20 protein-coding genes are annotated in these 19,996 nt (G+C 65.7%); 11 read left to right on the top strand and 9 right to left on the bottom strand.

Annotated features, from left to right (window positions below; all coding sequences use genetic code 11):
• The first annotated feature begins 84 nt into the window (after window positions 1-84).
• The 3 genes from ACERNI_RS13740 (at window position 85) to ACERNI_RS13730 (ending at window position 3,268) form a co-directional block, all read left to right on the top strand.
• Complete coding sequence (locus ACERNI_RS13740) at window positions 85-1,365, top strand: ABC transporter substrate-binding protein (protein ID WP_448833852.1); 1,281 nt, start codon at window positions 85-87, stop codon at window positions 1,363-1,365.
• A gap of 341 nt (window positions 1,366-1,706) precedes the next feature.
• The gene (locus ACERNI_RS13735) at window positions 1,707-2,465 is read left to right on the top strand and encodes a TetR/AcrR family transcriptional regulator (protein WP_448833851.1); all 759 of its coding nucleotides are present in this window, start codon (window positions 1,707-1,709) and stop codon (window positions 2,463-2,465) included.
• Window positions 2,466-2,494: 29 nt separating this feature from the next.
• A complete protein-coding gene (locus ACERNI_RS13730) occupies window positions 2,495-3,268 on the top strand; it encodes an enoyl-CoA hydratase/isomerase family protein (RefSeq protein WP_448833850.1) in 774 nt (257 codons plus the stop codon).
• Window positions 3,269-3,401: 133 nt separating this feature from the next.
• Here the strand turns inward: ACERNI_RS13730 and ACERNI_RS13725 are convergent, their stop codons facing one another.
• The 3 genes from ACERNI_RS13725 to ACERNI_RS13715 form a co-directional block, all read right to left on the bottom strand.
• Window positions 3,402-4,925, bottom strand: a complete 1,524-nt coding sequence (locus ACERNI_RS13725; protein ID WP_448833849.1) for a class I adenylate-forming enzyme family protein — start codon at window positions 4,923-4,925, stop codon at window positions 3,402-3,404.
• A gap of 262 nt (window positions 4,926-5,187) precedes the next feature.
• Entirely contained in the window at window positions 5,188-6,729 is a 1,542-nt protein-coding gene (locus ACERNI_RS13720; protein WP_448833848.1) for a long-chain-fatty-acid--CoA ligase, read from the bottom strand.
• Window positions 6,730-6,792: 63 nt separating this feature from the next.
• Window positions 6,793-7,443 (bottom strand): TetR/AcrR family transcriptional regulator, encoded by a 651-nt coding sequence (locus ACERNI_RS13715; protein WP_448833847.1) that lies wholly within the window; start codon window positions 7,441-7,443, stop codon window positions 6,793-6,795.
• Between the two features lie 307 nt (window positions 7,444-7,750).
• On the opposite strand from ACERNI_RS13715, the gene ACERNI_RS13710 reads away from it, so the two are divergent.
• The 6 genes from ACERNI_RS13710 to ACERNI_RS13685 all read left to right on the top strand — a co-directional run bounded on the left by ACERNI_RS13710 (window position 7,751) and on the right by ACERNI_RS13685 (window position 13,487).
• Window positions 7,751-8,935, top strand: coding sequence for a lipid-transfer protein (locus ACERNI_RS13710; RefSeq protein ID WP_448833846.1), 1,185 nt, complete (start codon window positions 7,751-7,753; stop codon window positions 8,933-8,935).
• A 2-nt stretch (window positions 8,936-8,937) separates the two neighbouring features.
• Window positions 8,938-9,426, top strand: coding sequence for a MaoC family dehydratase N-terminal domain-containing protein (locus ACERNI_RS13705; RefSeq protein WP_448833845.1), 489 nt, complete (start codon window positions 8,938-8,940; stop codon window positions 9,424-9,426).
• On the top strand, window positions 9,426-9,842 hold the full coding sequence (locus tag ACERNI_RS13700; RefSeq protein WP_448833844.1) for a MaoC/PaaZ C-terminal domain-containing protein: 417 nt from the start codon (window positions 9,426-9,428) through the stop codon (window positions 9,840-9,842). Before ACERNI_RS13705 ends, ACERNI_RS13700 begins: the two co-directional genes overlap by 1 nt.
• 328 nt (window positions 9,843-10,170) lie before the next feature.
• Window positions 10,171-11,028, top strand: coding sequence for an SDR family NAD(P)-dependent oxidoreductase (locus ACERNI_RS13695; protein WP_448833843.1), 858 nt, complete (start codon window positions 10,171-10,173; stop codon window positions 11,026-11,028).
• 240 nt (window positions 11,029-11,268) lie between these two features.
• Window positions 11,269-12,045, top strand: coding sequence for an enoyl-CoA hydratase-related protein (locus ACERNI_RS13690; protein ID WP_448833842.1), 777 nt, complete (start codon window positions 11,269-11,271; stop codon window positions 12,043-12,045).
• Window positions 12,046-12,281: 236 nt separating this feature from the next.
• Complete coding sequence (locus ACERNI_RS13685) at window positions 12,282-13,487, top strand: ABC transporter substrate-binding protein (protein ID WP_448833841.1); 1,206 nt, start codon at window positions 12,282-12,284, stop codon at window positions 13,485-13,487.
• Window positions 13,488-13,697: 210 nt separating this feature from the next.
• On the opposite strand, the gene ACERNI_RS13680 is transcribed toward ACERNI_RS13685, so the two are convergent.
• From ACERNI_RS13680 to ACERNI_RS13660, 5 genes are all read right to left on the bottom strand, one after another.
• Complete coding sequence (locus ACERNI_RS13680) at window positions 13,698-14,480, bottom strand: enoyl-CoA hydratase/isomerase family protein (RefSeq protein ID WP_448833840.1); 783 nt, start codon at window positions 14,478-14,480, stop codon at window positions 13,698-13,700.
• A gap of 119 nt (window positions 14,481-14,599) precedes the next feature.
• Complete coding sequence (locus ACERNI_RS13675; RefSeq protein ID WP_448833839.1) at window positions 14,600-15,109, bottom strand: hypothetical protein; 510 nt, start codon at window positions 15,107-15,109, stop codon at window positions 14,600-14,602.
• Between the two features lie 237 nt (window positions 15,110-15,346).
• The gene (locus ACERNI_RS13670) at window positions 15,347-16,909 is read right to left on the bottom strand and encodes a class I adenylate-forming enzyme family protein (protein ID WP_448833838.1); all 1,563 of its coding nucleotides are present in this window, start codon (window positions 16,907-16,909) and stop codon (window positions 15,347-15,349) included.
• 102 nt (window positions 16,910-17,011) lie between these two features.
• The gene (locus tag ACERNI_RS13665) at window positions 17,012-17,491 is read right to left on the bottom strand and encodes a YbaK/EbsC family protein (RefSeq protein WP_448833837.1); all 480 of its coding nucleotides are present in this window, start codon (window positions 17,489-17,491) and stop codon (window positions 17,012-17,014) included.
• Between the two features lie 91 nt (window positions 17,492-17,582).
• Window positions 17,583-17,720, bottom strand: coding sequence for a hypothetical protein (locus ACERNI_RS13660; RefSeq protein WP_448833836.1), 138 nt, complete (start codon window positions 17,718-17,720; stop codon window positions 17,583-17,585).
• Here ACERNI_RS13660 and ACERNI_RS13655 point away from each other — a divergent pair.
• Window positions 17,719-18,654, top strand: a complete 936-nt coding sequence (locus ACERNI_RS13655; RefSeq protein WP_448833835.1) for a pirin family protein — start codon at window positions 17,719-17,721, stop codon at window positions 18,652-18,654. The two genes, ACERNI_RS13660 and ACERNI_RS13655, sit on opposite strands and share 2 nt — an antisense overlap.
• Before the next feature lie 134 nt (window positions 18,655-18,788).
• Window positions 18,789-19,076: a GNAT family N-acetyltransferase gene (locus ACERNI_RS13650; protein WP_448833834.1), complete on the top strand. Its 288-nt coding sequence runs from the start codon at window positions 18,789-18,791 to the stop codon at window positions 19,074-19,076.
• A 9-nt stretch (window positions 19,077-19,085) separates the two neighbouring features.
• On the opposite strand, the gene ACERNI_RS13645 is transcribed toward ACERNI_RS13650, so the two are convergent.
• On the bottom strand, window positions 19,086-19,979 hold the full coding sequence (locus tag ACERNI_RS13645) for an MBL fold metallo-hydrolase (RefSeq protein ID WP_448833833.1): 894 nt from the start codon (window positions 19,977-19,979) through the stop codon (window positions 19,086-19,088).
• Window positions 19,980-19,996: the final 17 nt, after the last annotated feature.

Raw genomic sequence — 19,996 nt, 5'->3', positions numbered from 1 at the left:
CGGCGGCAAGCGTCGCGCGGAGGCGGCCAGAACAGAGCCTGACGCAAAGTGGCGCCGGGAAAGGCGCAACGGGGGGAAAAGAACATGCAGATCCTGCGCGATTTACAACGCATCTGGGCGGGGCGCGCGCTGCGTCGCCTGACGCTGGCGACGGTCGCCACCGCCGCCATCGCCGCCGCGCCCGCCATGGCGCAAGACGGCAAGCAGGCGAACGGCAAGCCGGCGGACATGCCGCCGCTGAAAATCGGCGTGCTCACCGACATGTCCGGCGTGCTGTCGTCCGGCCTCGGCGCCGGTTCGGTGGACGGCGCCCGCATGGCCATCGAGGATTTCGGCGGCAAAATGTTCGGCAAGCCGATCGAGCTGGTTTTCGCCGACCACCAGAGCAAGCCGGACATTGGCGCCGGCGTGGCGCGGCGCTGGTTTGAGCAGGACAATGTCAGCATGATTGCCGACATCGGCGCTTCCGCCGTGGCGCTCGCCGTGAAGGAACTGGTTGAGAGCCACAAGAAGATCGCCATCAACGTCGGCGCCTCCAGCTCTGACCTCACCGGCAAGGCCTGCTCGCCCAACACGGCGCAGTGGAGCCAGGACAGCTACATGTGGTCCAACTCCCTGCCCAAGCGCCTGGTCGCGGAAGGCAAGAAGAAATGGTTCCTGATCGTTCAGGACTGGGCCTTTGGCCACGCCATGCAGCGCGACCTCACGAAGGTTGTCGAAACCGGCGGCGGAACCATCGTCGGCGCCGTGCGGCATCCGCCAGGTCTCCAGGATTACTCGTCCATCCTGCTGCAGGCCCAGAATTCTGGCGCTGACGCCGTGGCGTTCCTTAACGCGGTCAGCGACCTGACCAATTCCGTCAAGCAGGCGAAAGAGTTCGGGCTGGGCGCCGACGGCAGCCAGCAGCTGGTTGCCCTCGCCTTCCTGCTCACCGACGCCCATGGCCTCGGCCCGGCCATGGCCCAGGGCATCCAGTTTTCGTCGGTCTGGTATTGGGACATGAACCCGGAGGCCCGCAAATTCTCGGAGCGCTTCATGGCCCGCAACAAGGGCATGCCGCACGAGGCCCACGCCGGCACCTACAGCGCCGTGACCCATTACCTGAAAGCGGTGCAGGCAACCGGCGGGACTGACCCTGCGAAAGTCATGGCCGAAATGCGCAAGAACCCGGTCAAGGACTTCTACATGGACGACGCCCGCCTGCGCGAGGACGGCCGCCTGCTGCGCAAGGTCTATCTGGCCAGGATGAAGACGCCCGCCGCTTCGAAGGGACCATGGGATTACTATGAGATCACCGGCGAAATCCCTGGCGAGCAGGCGTTCCGCCCGCTGTCGGACCATGCCTGCCCGCTGATCAAGCCGTAATCCGGCTGGCGCTGGCCAGCGGGAACCCGGGACATCCCCCAAGGGAAGCGTCCCGGCCGCCCTGATGGCCTGGCCCACCGCTTCGCCGCATTCTGATGCGGCGCGGCCACGTTTTGACCCATCCCGGGTTTTTACGTTAGAGCGCTTTTCGGCCAGACTGAATCGTCTGCCCGATTGGAAATCGCTCCAGAAGACAGGCAGCGGAAACGGCGGCGGCCATCCAGCCCTGAGGGGACGGGGCCGCCGGCATCGTACGAACAGCCGTTTCCGCAGCCTGCGCCATCGGGAGCGGCGCTGAACCGGCGTTCGCTCCGCACCATACAGGAAACGGACCACGCTTTATGGCGCGCTCAAAAATCCGGCTGGCTGATCCTGAAGCCGATCACGCCGCTGGCGACGCTGCCTCGCCGCAGCCGCGCAAGACCCGCAAGCCACGTCTCAGCCGTCAGGAGAAATCGGAGCGCACCCGCGCGGCCATTTGCCAGGCGGCGGCCGAAATAATTGGCGAATACGGCTACGCCAACGCGTCCATCGCCCGCATCATGGAGCGCGCCGGCCTCGGACACGGCACCTTCTACGCCTATTTTGACAGCCGGCAGGACCTGTTCGACGCGCTGTTGCCCATGAAGGGCGAGGAAGTGCTGGGTTTCGTGCAGGAGCGGGTGCGCGGCGCGCCTGACTTCATCGATATGGAGTACCGGGGGTTCCTTGGCTTCTTCGAGTATGTCCAGAAGCATCCATGGTTCTTCCGCCTGCTGCACGAAGCACAGGTGGCGGCGCCGGAGGGACATCACCGCCACATCAACAATATTCTGACCCGCTACCGCAAGGCGCTGAAGCGCGCCCACGACGCCGGCGAAATGCCTGGCTACGATGCGAGCGAGCTGGATACGCTGGCGTTCCTGCTGATGTCAGCCCGCGACTATGTCTATTCGCAGCACGTGGCCCGCAGCGACAATGCCGCGGCGACGATCCAGCAGGCCGTGAAGACCTATGCGAAATTCGTCGCCCATGGCCTGCGCGGCGCGGCGCAGCAAACAACGGCGCCCGTTCCGGAAGATGACCCGCCGGCCAAACCGCGCGGCCGGAAAAGCGCCTGAAAGTCCATAAAACAGGGGAGAGAAACAGCATGACAGGGGTGATCCGCGAACAGATCGATGGCGTTCTGCGCGTGCAGCTCAACGAGCCGGAGACCATGAACGCCCTTAGCGACGGCATTTCCGGCGGCCTGGCGGAAGCGGCGCGGTCGTTCACCACCAACCCCGAGCTGCGCTGCCTGCTCATCACCGGCTCGGGCCGGGCGTTCTGCGCCGGCGGCGACATCTCCGGCATGGGCGTGCGCCCGGCGGCCGAAATGCTGGCCCGCATGGAGGAGTTCCATCTGTGGGTGCGGCTGTTGCTGGCGGCGCAAAAACCCATCGTCATGGCGGTGAATGGCGCCGCGGTCGGCGCCGGCTTCGCATTGGCCATGATGGGCGACGTGGTGCTCGCCAGCCCGGAGGCCGTATTCCGCTGCGCCTTCGTCGGCATCGGCGCCGCGCCGGATCTGGGCCTTGCCCGCACCCTGCCGCGCGCCGTTGGCTACCAGCGCGCCAGCGATATCCTGCTGACCAACCGGGTGGTGCGCGCCGAAGAGGCGCAGCAGATCGGCATGATCTCGCGCATCGTCGCGGCGGAGGCGCTGCAGGAGGAGGCCCTGAACACGGCGCGGCAGCTCGCCGCTGGCCCGACCCGGGCGCTCAGCCTCGCCAAAACCATGATGCGCGCCGGCCAGGAAGGTTCGCTCGACTCATTCCTCGCCCATGAGGCCCAGGCCCAGGCAATTGCCTTCACCACCAGCGATTTCGTCGAAGGCGTCGCGGCGTTCCGCGAGCGTCGCGCGCCGGCGTTCAGGGGGTTCTGAGCGTTTTTCTTGCAAGACGCTGGCGGAGGGGGACACGCCGCCCCACCGCCAGCCAGCGCATTTCCGGGAAAATGCGCCAGATAAAACTGGCTCAGCGCAATCCCGTTAACGGGTAACGGGATTGCGCGTCTGCTCAGGCGAACCGCTCGACCAGCAGGAACTTCTGCACCTTGCCAGTCGGGGTGCGCGGCAGCGGCTCCGCCTGGCGGAAGATGACGCGCGGAATCTTGAACCCGGCCAGCCGCTCACGGCACCAGGCTTCCAGCTCCGCATCGCTGGCCTCGCCGCCCGCCTCGGGCACGATCAGGGCCGCAACCTTTTCCCCCCACATGTCATCCGGCAGGGCAAACACGGCGGCGTCCGCCACCCGCGGATGCGCCAGCAGGATTTCCTCGACCTCGGCCGAATGGACGTTCTGGCCGCCGGTGACGATCATCTCCTTCTTGCGGCCGCTGATGGTCAGGAAGCCCTCCGCGTCGATGAAGCCAATGTCGCCGGTATGCACCCAGCCATTGCGGAAGGTCTCGGCGGTTTTCTCCGGGTTGCCGAAATAGGCGGTGACGGCGTTCGGCGAACGGCCGATGATCTCGCCGTGGCTGCCAGCCGGCAATTGCGCGCCGCTGTCATCGACGATGCGCAGCTCCGAGAACAGCGTCTGCTTGCCCTGCGAAGCGGGATTGCGCTTGCGGTCTTCGGGCGTGCTGACAACCAGGGCGCCGGTTTCCTGCATGCCGTAGTATTCATACAGGTCCTCGCACAAATGCGCCTGGGTCTGCTCGCGCACCGGCTGCGGCAGGCTGGCGCCCGCGAAGACGATGGCGCGCAGGGCGCGGGGCTTGGCCCGGTCAGCGGTCCGCGCCTGAATCAGCATGGCGGCCATCGTCGGCACCAGGTTCAGAATGGTGACGCCTTCGCTGTCCATCAGCTCCAGCACCCGGTCCGGGGCGAAATTGGTCAGGACGTTGGGCACGCCGTACATGATGGAGCCAAGGATCCACGCCAGGCCAACGCGGCCGAACGCCGGAAACACGGTCATCGCCACATCATGGCGCGTCATGTCGAAGGCATTGAACATCGGCCCGATGGCGCTGTTGTTGAACTGGGTCAACACATAGGACTTGGGCAGGCCAGTGGTGCCGGAGGTGAGGTTGAAGTAATACGGGTCTTCTTCGCGAATGTCCCGGTCGAGCTTGCCGGTGGAGGCGGCCGCCGTCAGCGCCTCGTAGTCATGCTCGCCGGCGTCGCCGCCCGCGCCAATCCGGATGACCGTCGGCAGGATGGCCGCCGTTGGGGCCGCCAGCGCGGCGAAACGGTCCTCATAGATGATGCCTTTGGCGCCCATGGACTCGGCAAGGCTTTTGATCTCCGGCGCCGCCAGACGATAGTTCAGCGGGATGCCAACAACGCCGGTGCGCGCCAGAGCGAAGTAAATATCGACGATCTCGGCGCGATTGCTGACCAGGAACGCCAGCACGTCGCCCTTGCGGAACCCCAGGCCTTCGATGGCGTTGGCGAGCCGGTTGGCCCGCTCCTCCATCTGGGAGAAGGTGAAACGGCGTCCCGTATCGGCGCAGACAATCGCCAGCGCCTCCGGGAAGCGGGTCGCCGCTGTTTCGAGATATGAGCCAACAACCATGCGGCCAAGCGCGCGTTGCATCTGGTTTCCCCTCTTTTCTTTCACATTATATTGCGATTTTGCTGGAGCGTTTGCGGCGCCGCCCGGCGCGTCGAGGCGTCCCGTCGCGTTAACAGGCGTATTCCCGATCGGGGAACGGGTTCCCACGTTTCCCGAAAGTGTGCGGGATGGCCGCCTCCGGCCCGAGGTATGGGACCCGGCATCGTTCTGCGGCGGATGCGGCCATCCGGTTGTTGACGCCAGACGCCGTCACGCGCCATGGCGGAATGGCGTGAGGGCCGCCTCAGGCGGCGTCGAGATAACGCTGACGCAGGGTGCGCTTGAGGATCTTGCCAGCGCCCGACAGCGGCAATGGCTCCGCTGAAAGGTCAATGCTGCGCGGACATTTGTAGCCGGCGATGCGATCGCGGCAGAAGCCGATGAGCTCCTCCGGCGCGGCGTCCACCCCCGGGCGCAGCACCACCACCGCATGCACCTGCTCGCCCCAGCGTTCGCTGGGAATGCCGATGACGGCGCACTGGGCGACGGCGGGATGCTGGGCGAGCACGTTCTCCACCTCGATGGAGTAAACATTCTCGCCGCCGGAGATGATCATGTCCTTGATGCGGTCGACGATGTAGACGTAGCCGTCCGCGTCCATGTAGCCGCCGTCGCCGGTGTGCATCCAGCCATCAACGATGGCGGCGGCGGTCTCGGCCGGCCGCTCCCAATACCCCATCATCACCGTGTCGCCGCGCACGATGATCTCGCCAACCTCGCCGCGCGGCAGCGGATTGTTGTTTTCGTCGACGATGCGCAGCTCGCAGGTGGCGATGGTGCGGCCGGCGCTGCGGTGGCGGCCTCTGGCCCGGTTCTCCCCGAGGTGATCCTCCGGCCGCAGCAGGGTGGCCATGGGCGACAGCTCGGTCATGCCATAGGCCTGGACGAATTTGACGCCGGGCAGACGTTGCATGGCGCGGTCCAGCAGCGCCTCGCTGATCGGCGAGGCGCCATAGATGATCTGCTCAAGCGACGAGAGATCATGGCCATTGATGTCGGGCGAATCCACCAGCATCTGGATCATGGTGGGCACCAGCATCATGTGCGTCACCCGGTAGCGGTCGATGGCGGCGGCGACGGCCCCCGGCGTGAACGCCGGCAGCATCACATTGGAGCCGCCGAGCAGCATGTTGGCGTACATGACGCCGCCATTGCCCAGGTGGAACATCGGCGCCACATGCATGTAACGCGAGCCCTGCCCCATCAAATTGGCGCTGAGCGAATTGACGGCATTCAGCATCAGATTGTGATGGCTGAGCATCACGCCCTTGGAGCGGCCGGTGGTGCCGCCGGTGTAGAAAATGCCGGCGAGATCTGGCCCCTGACGCATGGCGTCGTCCACGGGCGCGGCGCCGGCGATCAGTTGCTCATAATCGACGAAACCAGCTGGCGCTGACTGTTCGCCCATGTAGACCAGCGGCAGATTGCCGATCGCGGCGGAAAGCGCCTGCGCCATGACGGCAAAGGCGTCGTCAGCCAGCAGCAGGCTGGCGCGGCAGTCGCGCAGGGCGTCCTCGTTCTCCGCCTGGCTCCAGCGCACGTTGAGCGGCACGATGACGGCGCCGGCCCAGGCCACCGCCAGATAGATCTCGAAATATTTGTCGTTATTCAGCGACATCACCGCGACCCGGTCGTCGGGCCTGACGCCCAGCCCATGCAGGGCCCCGGCGAAGCGCTGCACCCGGTCGCCAATCTCGGCCCAGGTGCGCTGGCGATCGCCGAACATGGTGGCGATGCCATCGGGATTGTCGTCAAGAAACTTCCGCAGCCCAAGCGTCGTGTTCATCGTGATCCTCCCATTGGCAAAACATCGGTCTCGCGCTTGTTGCGCTTGTGTGGACCGACGCCGCTATTCTGATACGACTGGCGCACTCCCTTCCAGCCCCGCCGTCAGCCGGAGCGCAAAGTCTTCACCGATGTCTTCCGGCGTCATCGGACCGTCGGCGCGATGCCAGTGGCCAATCCAGTTCAGGGCGCCGGCGATAGCAAACGCCGTCATGCGCGGGTCCGTCGGCCGGATGGAGCCATCCGCGATCCCCTCGGCGATCAGCGCCCGGAACACGCCGTCCAGATCCCGCTTGCGCGCCAGGATCGTGCGCCGGTTCATGTCGTCCATATCCCGCTCGTCCAGCAGCACCAGACTTTTGCCGTAGGTTGTGGTCATGGTTTCAGCATAGATGCGGACCAGCCGGCGCAGGCGGGAAAGGCCGGTTCCACCCGCGCCCAGCTCCGCGTCGATGCGCTGCTGCAACCGCTCGTGCCCGGACATCCAGCAGGAATACAGAATGTCTTCCTTGCTTCTGAAGTAAGTATAGAGCGCCGGCTTGGTGACATTCAGCCGCTCGGCCACCGCGTTCATGGTGACATGGTGGTAGCCCTGTTCGATGAACAGGGTGAGCGCCATGTCCTGAACCGCTTCCATTTTCTGGTCGCGCGCCTTCTCCCGGTCTTCGGCCGGCAGCCACGGGGAGGCATTTTCGTTGGCGGCGGAGCGGGTCAAAAAAACGTCCCTCCCAAAATGTCGTGTCCCAAAATGTTGCGTCCAAAGTTCCGATGCAGAATCGACCCTGGGCCAAGCTGAAAACAGGCGCGAGGCTGAAAACCGCCGCCTGAACGGGAGCGGCCCGCCCATCATGGGCCAATCCCATGAAACGGCAACACCCGCTCCTCGGCTCCCGCCGGCATTGCGGCCGTCAGAAGGATGGCGCATTGACAGGCGTCTAATCACTGGTATGGGTATTACCCATGGGTAATCAAAAGTCCAGCGGGATTGTGCATGGCTGACGCCGCTGGCCAAGGAGGAAACCATGACCCGTCCGGTTCATGTCGCTGGCGTTGGAATGATCCCGTTTTCGAAGCCGGGAGCCAGCGAGCCGTATCATGTGATGGGCGCTGAAGCGGCGCGTCTGGCGCTGGCTGACGCCGGCGTCGATTTCTCGCAGGTGCAGCAGGCCTATGTCGGCTACGTCTATGGCGATTCCACCTGCGGCCAGCGGGCGCTCTACCAGGTCGGCATGTCCGGCATCCCGGTGGTGAACGTCAACAACAACTGCTCCACCGGCTCGTCGGCGCTGTTTCTTGCCCGCCAGGCCATTGAGGCTGGCATCGCCGACTGTGTGATCGCCCTTGGCTTCGAGCAGATGAAGCCAGGCGCCCTCGGCTCCGTGTTCACTGACCGCCCCGGCCCGATGGAACTGTTCGACGGCCTCGCCGACGATCTGATCGACGCGCGCGGCATCCCCGCCGCCCTGCGCCTGTTCGGCGGCGCCGGCCTCAGCCACATGAAGAAGCACGGCACGCCGCTGGCCTCCTTCGCCAAGATCCGCGCCAAGGCCAGCCGCCACGCCGCGAAGAACCCGCTGGCGATCTTCCGCAAGGAAGTCACGGCCGACGACGTGCTGAACGACACGCCGATCTGGCCGGGCGTGATGACCCGCCTGATGGCCTGCCCGCCCACCTGCGGCGGAGCCGCCGCCATCCTGGTTTCGGAAGAGTTCGCCCGCCGCCACGGCCTGCGCACCGACGTGCGCATCGCCGCCCAGGCCATGACCACCGACACGCCCTCGACCTTCGAGGCGCGCGACATGATGCAGCTCGTCGGCTACGACATGAGCAAGGCCGCCGCCGACCAGGTCTACGCGAAGGCCGGCGTGTCGCCGAAGGACATCAACGTGGTCGAGCTGCATGACTGCTTCGCCCACAACGAGCTGATCACCTATGAGGCGCTCGGCCTGTGCCCGGAGGGCGGCGCCGAGAAGTTCATCGACGATGGCGACAACACCTATGGCGGCCGCGTCGTCACCAACCCGTCAGGCGGCCTGCTGTCCAAGGGGCACCCGCTTGGCGCCACCGGCCTCGCCCAGTGCTATGAGCTGACCCGCCAGTTGCGCGGAACCGCCGCCTCGACCCAGGTCGACGGCGCCCGTCTGGCGCTGCAGCACAATCTGGGCCTCGGCGGCGCCTGCGTCGTCACCCTCTACGAAAAGGTGTGACCATGGGAGCGCCCAAATTCGCGGTTGATCCGCAGACCCTCGTTGGCATGGAGCTGCCCCAGCAACGCGCCTTCGTGGAGCCGCGCCGGCTGAAATACTTCCTCGACACCATCGGCGAAAAGGATCCGGTTTATCTGGATCCCACCGCCGCCCGGGCCGCCGGCTTTCGCGACATCCCGATCCCGCCGACCTACATGTTCTGCCTGCAGTCGCTCGACAATCCGGGCCCCAACCGGATCCTGGACCTGCTGGGCGTCGACATCGGCCGCATCCTCCATGGCGAGCAGAAGTTCGTCTATCACAAGGCGGCATGCGTCGGCGACGAACTGGTCTTCCAGTCCCGCATTGGCGCGATCGTCGACAAGAAAGGCGGGGCGCTGACCATGGTCGCCCAGGACATCCGGGTGGAGAACGGTCAGGGCGAGCACATCGCCGACATTACCAACACCCTCGTGATCCGTAATCCGCAGGACGAAAAGGGAGCCGCCTGATGAGCACGACCAATGCGGCCCTGAAAGTCGGCGATACGCCCGTCAGCCGCAGCTACGGCCCGATCACCCGGCATGAGCTGGCGTTGTATTGCGGCGCCTCGGGCGACCACAACCCGATCCACGTCGACAGCGACTTCGCCAAAGCCTCCGGCTTCCCGGACGTGTTCACCCACGGCATGTTCGTGATGGCGCGGCTCGGCATGGCGTTGAACGCCGTATTCCCCACCGCCGCCATTCGCGAATATGGCGTGCGCTTCGCCTCCATCACCCAGGTCGGCGCCGAGATCACCTGCGAGGGCAAGGTTATTGCCATCGAGGAGGTTGGCGGCGAGCGCCGGGCCCGTCTCGAACTGACGGCGCGCGACCAGAAGAATGATGTGAAGCTGAAGGGCGAAGCCGTGGTGGCGCTGGCCTGAAGCATTCCCGGGAAAGGTAATTTGACTTTCCCGGGAACTTTTAAGCCAGGTCACAAGATCTGGCGCCGCTGCGCCCTGGCTGTCACCGGGGATGTGCTGGCGAAATGAAGCCGACATCTATATCTGGCCGCGCCTGACTCTGGCGGAAGCCTCGCAGGCAGCAACTGCGTCGGCGCCGTTGCGGCGCCTGGCGTCATGAACGCATCCGGCGGCAGACTGCTTGCGGAACAACGCACGGCTGCTTTCCCGAACCAGATACGCGTCAATTCGACATATTCGGGCAGAAGTCCGCCGGACAGGAACGGTCTCTGCCCCAGGGAGACAAGGTATGAGTGAACCCGCGCTGAAGATCTACGCCGAGGGCCGCGTGGCCGGCAAGGTCGCGCTTGTCACCGGCTCCGGCCGGGGCATCGGCCGCGCCATCGCCCACAAGCTCGCGGCGGAAGGCGCGAAAGTCGTGGTCAACGATCTTGATCCGCCAACCGGCGACGCCGTCGCGGCCGAGATCGTCGCCGCCGGCGGCCAGGCCATCGCCGTCAATGGCAGCGTGACGGAAGCCGGGTTCGCGGAGCGGTTCGTGCAGGCCGCCATGGACCAGTTCGGCGGCATCGACATCATCGTCAACAACGCCGGCTACACCTGGGACGCCACGATCAGCAACATGACTGACGAGATGTTCCAGGCGATGATGGACGTGCATCTGGTCGCGCCGTTCCGCATCCTGCGGGCCGCTTCGGAGCCGATCCGCATCATGGCCAAGAAGGAGGCCCAGGAGGGGCGCGAGGTGTTCCGCAAGGTCGTGAACATTTCCTCGATCGCCGGCCTGTTCGGCAATGCTGGCCAGGCCAGCTACTCCTCCGCCAAGGCGTCGCTGCTCGGCCTGACGCGGACGATGTGCAAGGAGTGGGGCCGCTACAAGGTCAATGTCAATTGCGTTGCCTTTGGCCTGATTGAAACCCGCCTGACCCAGGCCATCGAAACCGACCAGAAGACCGTCGACATCGAAGGCAAGAAGATCAAGGTCGGCGTGCAGCCAGCCCTGCTCGACACCATGGCGAAGATGATTCCGCTCGGCCGCGCCGGCAAGCCCGAAGAGGCCGCCAACGCCGTCTACATGTTCTGCTCGCCCGAGTCTGATTATGTCAGCGGACAGATGCTGGTCTGCGGCGGCGGCATCCTGATGTGACGGGCTTTGCGCGCGGCATGGTTCGCGCGCAGAGGTTCGCGCCGCGCGCGCCCCCCATTTCCGCGCGCTGGCGCGGGCATTCCCCTGCCCGGCCGGACAGATGTCCGGCCGGGCGCTCCGGCCCCGGTGATCGCCCACGCTTCGCCGGAGGCGGAGGCGCACACCGCGTTCTGACCCTTGCGGGTCAGGGCGCCCTGCGACCGGCCTGAAGGCTGGCGCAATTACATGGGAGGAAACCACATGCCCGCAGCGCTGCTGGAGCGTCGCGACGGCGTCGCCGTCATCACGCTCAACAACCCCGAGCAGTACAACGCGCTTTCGTTCGAAGTCATGCGCGATCTGGATCAGGCGACGGCGGAGGCCTTTGCCGACGACAGCATCCGCGCCGTTCTGCTGACCGGCTCCGGCAAGGGATTTTGCGCGGGCGCCCAGTTCGGCGGCGACGTCTTTGAAACCGGCGCGGCCATCGGCGCGCGCATGCGCCAGCACCTGCATCCCATCATCGAGCGACTGCGCGGCGGGCGGCTGCCGGTTATCGTCGCGGTCAATGGTCCGGCCGCCGGCGCCGGCGTCGGTCTGGCGCTGGCTGGCGATATCGTGCTGGCCGCCCGGTCCGCCCGCTTCATCCTGAGCTTCGCCCGCCTTGGCGCCGCGCTCGACGCGGGGACGTCGCTATTCCTGCAGCGCTCCATTGGCGTGGCCCGCGCCCGGGCGCTTGCCCTCATGGCCGAGCCGCTGCCGGCTGAAACCGCGGCCGAATGGGGCCTGATCTGGCGCTGTGTCGACGATGGCGCACTGGCCGATGAAGCCTGGCGGCTGGCCCGTCATTTCGCAGAAGGACCGGCCATCAGCATCGGCCTGATCAAGGCCCAGCTTGAAGCGGCCTGGAGCGCGCCGCTGCCCGCGACGCTGGACCATGAAGCCGACATGCAGACCCTGGCTTTCGTTTCTGAGGATCTGAAAGAGGGCGCGCGCGCGTTCGTGGAAAAACGTGCGCCTGTCTTCAAGGGACGGTAACATTTACAAATAGAGCCGGCTGCATTCTTCCGCATGACCATGTTTTGTTGTCTGCGCGCCGCATCAAACGAGACCGATGGTGAAGCAACGGGATCATAATAACAGAACATGGAGCCTGCTTTTGGGCCTGGCCTGAAAGCGTTTCTCCACCCGCATCTCACCTTCGATAGCAGCGTGGACCATGCGGCTCCACGCTGAATAGCATTCCGGTTGCCGGAATAACGGGAGGGGTGTCAATGAAACGGTTACTTAACGGCGCCGCGGCTTTCGCCGTCGCGGGGGCGACATTCGCTGCATTTTCCGCCGTGGCGGCGGACAAGCCGGCCTACAGTCCGGGCGCATCCGAAAAGGAAATCCGCCTTGGCAGCACCACGGCCTACAGCGGCCCGGTTTCCGCATTTGGCGTCGGCGGGCGCACGTCCAAGGCGTTCTGGGAGATGATCAACGCCAAAGGCGGCATTAACGGCCGCAAGGTCACCTACATCAGCCTCGACGACGCCTACAGCCCGCCCAAGGCGCTGGAGCAGACACGCAAGCTGGTGGAAAGCGACAACGTGCTGCTGATTTATGGCGTCTCCGGCACGCCCACCAACACCGCGACGCAGAAATACCTGAACAGCAAACAGGTGCCGCAGGTGCTGATCGCCACCGGCGCCGGCAAATTCAACGATCCAAAGACCAATCCCTGGACCATGCCGTTCTGGCCGTCCTACGCCATTGAGCAAAAGACCTACGTCGATTACATCCTGAAGCACAAGCCGGACGCGAAGATCGGCGTGCTCTACGCCAACGACGACTATGGCAAGGATCACCTGCACGGCGTCCGCACGGCGCTTGAGGCGCACGGCAAGTCAAATATGCTGGTCAGCGCCCAGGCCTATGAGACATCCGACCCGGTCGTCGATTCGCAGATGCTAAACCTGAAGAACTCCGGCGCCAACGTGTTCATCAGCGCCACCACGCCGAAATTCGCCGCTCAGGCAATGCGCAAGGCGCACGAGATCGGCTGGAAGCCCCTGCAATTCGTCGCCAATGCCTCTGCCTCCGTCAGCCACGTGCTGGTCCCGGCGGGCGTCGAGGCGTCCACCGGGGTCATCACCGCGAACTATGCCAAGGCGCCCGATGATCCGGACCTGGCCAACGACCCCGAGGTCAAGGATTACGTTGCGTTCATGACGAAATGGAACGCGCAGGAAAATCCAAACGACTTCTACGCCCTGTCGTCCTACATCATCAGCAACATGATGAAGACCATTCTCGAGCGCGCCGGCGATAACCTGACCCGCGAGAACATCATGAAGCTGGTGGGCAGCATCAACAATGAACGCATGCCCATGCAGCAGAAGAAGATCGTGCTGCGCACCACGCCGGACAATTTCTCCGCTTACCAGTCGCTGCAATTGCAGAAGTTCGACGGCAAGAAGTGGGTGAACATGGACTGAGATCAGGATTGCGCAAGCGAAGGCCGGCTGGATCACATCCAGCCGGCCTTTTGTATGTGAAACGCCTGCCGACTGGTTTACCCGGCGCGCCTGATCTGGAGCTGTTTTCGATCAATCTGGATCGCAAACAGCTCCAGCTCCCCCTGTTTTGAGCGAATTCTGATCGATCAGCCCATGTCGGCTGACCGGAACGCGCTTCAATGGCCAGATTTACCTGCCAAGAAAATTCGCCGGCCGCCGTTCCGCCGTCGAGCGGACGCCTTCGGCAAAATCAGCGGTCTGGCGCAGGCGCTGCTGCTCGGCCAGCTCATGCCGGGTCGCGGCGTGCACCCTGTCGGCCAGGTCGCCGCGCAGGGTCGCCCGGGTCGACAGCAGTCCCAGCGGCGAACATTCAGCAATCTCGGCGGCCAGCGCATGGGCGGCTTCGCGCAGCTTTTCCCGCGTGGTCAGCACATTGGCGAGGCCCATGCGATAGGCCTCCTCTCCGGTGACGCGGCGGCTGGTATAGAACATCAGTTCGGCGTTGTTCTTGCCGATGACCTCCGGCAACGTCGCGGTCAGGCCGAAACCGGGGTGGAAGCCGAGCCGGGTGAAGTTGGCCGCGAACCGCGCTTCCGGGCAGGCGACGCGAAAATCGGCGGCGAGGGCAAGGCCAAGCCCGCCGCCGATGGCCGCGCCCTGCACCGCGGCGACAATCGGCTTCTTGCAACGGAAAATCCGCACCGCCTCCAGATAGAGATGGTCCGTGGTGTCGAGCAGGTCGGTTTCAGCGGGCGTGGCGTTGTCCGGCGACGAGAAGTCGGCGCCAGCGCAGAACGCCTTGCCTTCGGCGCACAGCACCACGGCGCGGATCTCTGGCTCCGCGTCGAACCCCTCAAGCGCGCTGGCAATGGCGCGGATCAGCGTCAGATCGAAAAAATTGAGCGGCGGGCGGCGAATTTCGATGGTCGCGACGTTGCCGTTGCGGCTCACCGCAATGTCTTGTGCCGTCATGGGCGTTCTGCTCCCGTGTGCAATTGTTGATATTGTTGCGCTGGACTGCGCGCCCGCCAGGCCAGACTATCCTGGCGGCATGAAATTGACAGGCGCGATCACCGGCCTGAGCCCGCCAGTCATTCCAGCCGGCACAGGGCGCGGAAACGGTCGACGCGGGGACGTTCGGCGGCCAGGCCGAACCGGACCCCCTTGCCGGCGCCATCGTCCAGATTGATCACCTCGCTGCGCAGCGCCCTGGCAAACAGGCGCACGGCCCGCTCGCCGCCGAGGATGAGAAATCTGTCGGTGGAAGCCAGACGCTCGTTCAGTTGACCATCCGGATTTTCCAGCCGGAGCGTCACGGCGCGTCCTTCAATCGGCGGCGCCGCGCCGCCCAGATCGAGGGCGGCGCCAAACACCGCCGGATCGCTCACCCCGCACGACAGGGCCAGCATGACCTCCCTGCCATCCGGCGCGCGCACCGTCAGCGCCAGCCGGTGACGGTTGGCGCCGGCCCGGCCGGGAACATCAACCTGCAGGATCACCGTCGTCCGCTCGCGGGGCGTCGCATCGGCAACCGTCGCCGCGGCGAGCGTCAAAATGGCCGCGCCGCCAGCAACACAGGCCAATCGCCGCACCAGATTCATGGCCCCCTCCCGTAACAGCGCGCGCCGCAGCAAAACCCGGGCAAGGCCTGCGCGCATGCCAGACATGAGCGGGAGAGTCGACGTTTCGCGCGCGGGCGCCAAATCATTTATGAGCGACCGGCCGTCGCCCGGCCGGGATGCGTCTGAACAAAACCGCATCGCCGCCCGCATGCCCTGGCTTCGCATGTTTTTTCGCGGACAAGCGGCATCCACCTGCCCGCATCACGTTCCAGGCGTTTATCCAGCGGCTTCGGCGCGCAAGACATCTTCCAGTTCGTGGCGTTTGATCTTGCCGGTCGTGCTGCGCGGCAGTTCGGCGTCAGAAACAAAGCGCACCCGCTTGGGCAGCTTGTAGCCGGCGATCTTGCCCCGGCACATGGCGATGACCTCCTCGCCGGTAAGGGACTGGTCGTTGGCGACGACGAAGGCCACGGGAACCTCGCCCCAGCGCGCATCGGCCTGGCGCACCACCACCGCCTCGGCGATGCGCGGCGAGGCCAGCAACACCCGCTCGATTTCCGCCGGATAGATGTTCTCGCCGCCGGACTTGATCAGATATTTGCGGCGGTCGACGAATTCGAGGCCGCCGTCCGGGTTGCGCACGAAGACGTCGCCCATGTGAAACCAGCCGCCATGGAAGTCCTTCTCCTCCGGCACGCGCCAGTAGCCGCTGAACAGCGTCGGGCCGCGGAAGGCCAGTTCGCCCGGCTCGCCGTCGGCAACATCCTGGTCGTCCGGGTCGACCAGACGGATGCGGCAGAGTGAATTCTGCAGTTTGGGCAGGCGGGCGGGCGCATGGCCCGGCGGCAGCAGGTTGCGGCTGGCCGGCGGGCTGCCCGTTTCAGTGGAGCCGAAACTGTTGATGTAAGGCGCCTGCAACAGGTCGGTGAGCTCGGCGATCTGCTGGCGCGGCACCAGATCGGCCATGCAGCCGACGCTGCCAAGCCGCGCCGGGCGCAAGCCCGTGGTTTTCAGCTCGGAGAGCATCTGCTCCACCGTCCCCGGCATCACCTGGAGCCAGCCGATGTTCTCGCCCGCCGCAGCGGCGACGATGGCGTCCGGCTGGAAGCCGTCGATCACCACCACCTTGCCGCCGGTCATCAGCGTCGCCAGCATGTTGTCGGTGGACACCATGTGGAACATGGGCGCCCAGGCAATGAACGTGGCGCCGGGAATGAAGGTGCTGTCGATCTGGCCGATGAGCGAACGGGCGATCATGGCCCTCTGGCTGATGACGGCGCCCTTCGGCAGGCCGGTTGTGCCGCTGGTGTAGAGGATCACCAGGCCGTCTTCCGGCGCGGCCACGTCGGCGGGCGGTTCATGATCCAGATGGGCGTCCAGCAGCCGCTCATAGGCTTCGCCAAAAACCAGAACCTTGCCGGGATCGCAGTTGAGCCCCTGCAACATGGCGGCGTGCCGTTCCGACACGAAGGTGAGGCGCGGCGCGACCAGCGACAGGCAATGCTCCAGCTCTTCCTGGGCCAGGCGCCAGTTCTGGCAGGCGACGATCAGCCCCAGCTTGGCCGCCGCCAGTTGCAACTCCACATATTCAGGGCGATTTTCGGCGAAGATGGCGACGCGGTCGCCGCGCACGCAATCATGGGCCGCGAGCGCCGCCGCCAGCCGGTTGACCCGCGCATTGAGGGCCCCATAGCTCAGAATGCGGCCTTCATGCTGCAGGGCCGGCCGCTCCGGTCCCCGCCCCGCTTCGGCGGCGAACAGGCCGCCGACCGTCAGGCCCGACGCCGCCAGCGCCAAAACTCCGCCATAAGCCGGCGCGGCTCCACTGTGCGCGTTCATTGTTTCCTCCTTGCCGGCCGCGACGGCAGGAGCGCCGCGCGCCTTTTTTGTATTTGTTATTTCGGTAGCAAAGGCGGCGCGGCCTGTCACCCGCCTGCCCCCTCAGGCGGCGGCTTCCTGAATCTCCTGGCAGACGTCCACCCAGGCGGCGCCGGTCAGATCGGCCAGCCGCCCGGGGCTGAGGCGCACGGCGCTGTCGATGGAGCCGGCGGCGGGGGCCACCTCGTCAAAATCCTTCAGCGAGACGTCGCAATACACCATGAGGGGTTGCGCCAGCCCGAAGGGGCAGACGCCGCCGACAGGGTGGCCGGTCAGCGCTTCGACCTCGGCCAGGTCCAGCATCCGCACCTTGCCGCCAAAGGCCTCGCGGGCCTTGCGATTGTCGAGGCGCGCGTCGCCGCGCACGACCACCAGAAACACGGCGTCGCCCTTGCGCAGGGACAGCGTCTTGGCGATGCGCGCCGGCGGCAGGCCAAGCACGGCGGCGGCCTCCGCCACAGTGGCGGTGCGTTGTCCGGTCTCGATGACGGCCAGATCGGGAGCCCGCTCGGCCAGAAATGCCTTGACGCTCTCCAGACTCATGATGGACTCCTTGCAATCAGGAAAAGCTCCGGTTCGGGGGACCGGTCCGGCGCCATGAGCCGCGCCTTGCGGCGGCCTGTCAACTACAGGATCACCGGCGCAGAAACACCCGCACAGGGAGCGCCCGCCACCCGGACGCCCGCCGCGCGGCAATGTTGACCTGCCGGAGGCGCAGCGCCCGCTTCCAGCCGGCATCGATCCGGACGGAACTGTTCAGGGAGATCATCATGAGCTGGAATCCGGGCCTGACGCCAGGCTGCCCCGACGCCGTTGGCGTCGACAGCATCGAAACGCTGATTATCCCCCGCGCCCGCGATCTGGGCGGTTTTGAAGTGCGGCGCGCCTTGCCGGCGCCGCGCCGGCAGATGGTCGGCCCATTCATTTTCTTCGACCAGATGGGCCCGGCGGAATTCCTCACCGGCGGGGGCATCGACGTTCGCCCGCATCCGCACATCGGTCTTGGCACGGTCACCTATCTGTATCGCGGCCAGTTCCACCACCGCGACAGCCTGGGCAGCGAGCAACCGATCAAACCTGGCGAAGTCAACTGGATGGTGGCCGGCAAGGGCGTCACCCATTCCGAGCGCACCGACGCGGAAACCCGCGCTAACCCGCACGCGCTGTTCGGCGTGCAGACCTGGGTGGCGCTGCCGGATGAAGCCGAGGACGTGGCGCCGGCGTTCGAGCATTTTGGCAAGGACCGGCTGCCGGTGTTCGAGGATGGCGGCGTGAAGGCGCGGCTGGTGCTGGGCTCGGCCTATGGCGCCGCGGCGCCGGCGACGCTGTATTCCGAGACGTTCTATCTCGATGTCGCGCTGGCGCCCAACGCGCTGTTCCCCCTGCCCGATGAGCACGAGGACCGGGGCCTCTATATCATGGAGGGTTCAGTGACCATCGCCGGGCAGGATTTCGAAGCCGGCCGGATGATGGTGTTCCGCCCCGGCGACTTCATCACCGTGGCGGCTGGCCCGCAAGGCGCGCGCCTGATGGCGCTGGGCGGGGCGACGCTGCGCGGCCCGCGCTATGTGTGGTGGAATTTTGTCGCCTCGAGCCAGGAGCGGATCGAGCGCGCCAAGGCGGAATGGCGCGCCGGCAAATGGGGCCAGGGACAGTTCGACCTGCCGCCCAGCGACCGCGCCGAATACATTCCGCTGCCGGACTGACGCCAAACCCCGGTGGATGCGCATCAGCGGAATTTGGCAAAACCCGTGCGGCGGCGCACAGCCGCCGCGGCGCCAGTCGGCATGATGGCGGGATGGCCGCACATACATCGGCCCGCTTCAGAAAGGACCCAGCCATGAGCCAGCCGCGCTCCGACATCCGCGACAACGCCGCGACCGGCAGGTTTGAAATGCAAACCGGCGCGGGGCTGGCCTTCATCAGCTATCGCCAGGCCGGTGATTTGGTCAGCCTTGATCACGCAGAAGTTCCGCCGGCCCTGCGCGGCTCCGGCGTCGCCAGCCAGCTGGTGCTTGGCGTTTTCGACATGCTCCGCGCCAGCGGCCGCCGCATGGTTCCACGCTGCGGCTATGTGCGCGCCGTCGCCAGCCGCCACCCGGAATATGACGATCTGCGCGCTGGCTGATCGACGCGCTCAGGCCAGCCGGTAGCGTCCGTCGGCATCGCGGGCGACGCGACCCTTGCCCATCAGTTCATCCAGATGCATGGCGATGGAGCGCGCCTCGACGCCGTCGACCCATGATTCATTGAAATGCGCCGGGTACAGCAGGCGTCGCCGCGCCAGTTGCTCCAGGGTTTGCGGCTCCGGCCGCAGCATCTCGGCAAGGCGCGCGTCGCGCTCGTCAAAGCGCGCCTCATAGGCGGAAAGATCATCCAGAAAACGCTGGCGATCGGTGTAGACGCCCTTGTGATGGAAGGTGACCCACACCTTCGCCGGCAAATCCCGCACCTTGCGCAAGGTTTCGCGGAAATCGTGCATGCTGGAATTGGCGTCGCCGTAATAGGGGCCGAAGGTGCTCAGATCGATATCGCCGATAAAGGCGAGGCCGTATGGCTCCACCAGCAGGGCGCAATGGCCGGGGGTGTGGCCAGGCATGTGCACGGCGCGCACGGTGACGCCGCCGAGGTCCCATGTGGCGCCGTCCTTGTAAGCGATGGCGTCGGGCGTCTCGTCGTAGTGAAAATCCTGCGCGAAGCGGGCGCGGGCGGCAGCCCGCTCCTCCACGCCCTCATAACCGAACACATCGGCCAGCGCCTCCCAGGAGCGCGCCGCGGCGACGTCGGCCTCGTGGGCGTAAACCGGCTTGCCCTTCAGCAGGTGCAACCCGGCCATGTGATCTTCGTGAACGTGGCCGAGGATGCACAGGTCGGCGTTGGTGAAATCGGGACCGATGGCATTTGCGCTGATGGGCGAATCGAACACCGCGACGGAATCCGAACCCCGGACGATCACCTGGTTGCCATCAGGATATTTGCCGTTCCTGTCGCCGAAACAGACCGTGACCGGGCCGAATTCCGCCCGCGTCATTCCGTGCTGCTCCCGCG

This window comes from Camelimonas sp. ID_303_24 (assembly GCF_053543495.1).
This window is presented reverse-complemented; position numbering and strand designations above follow the sequence as displayed.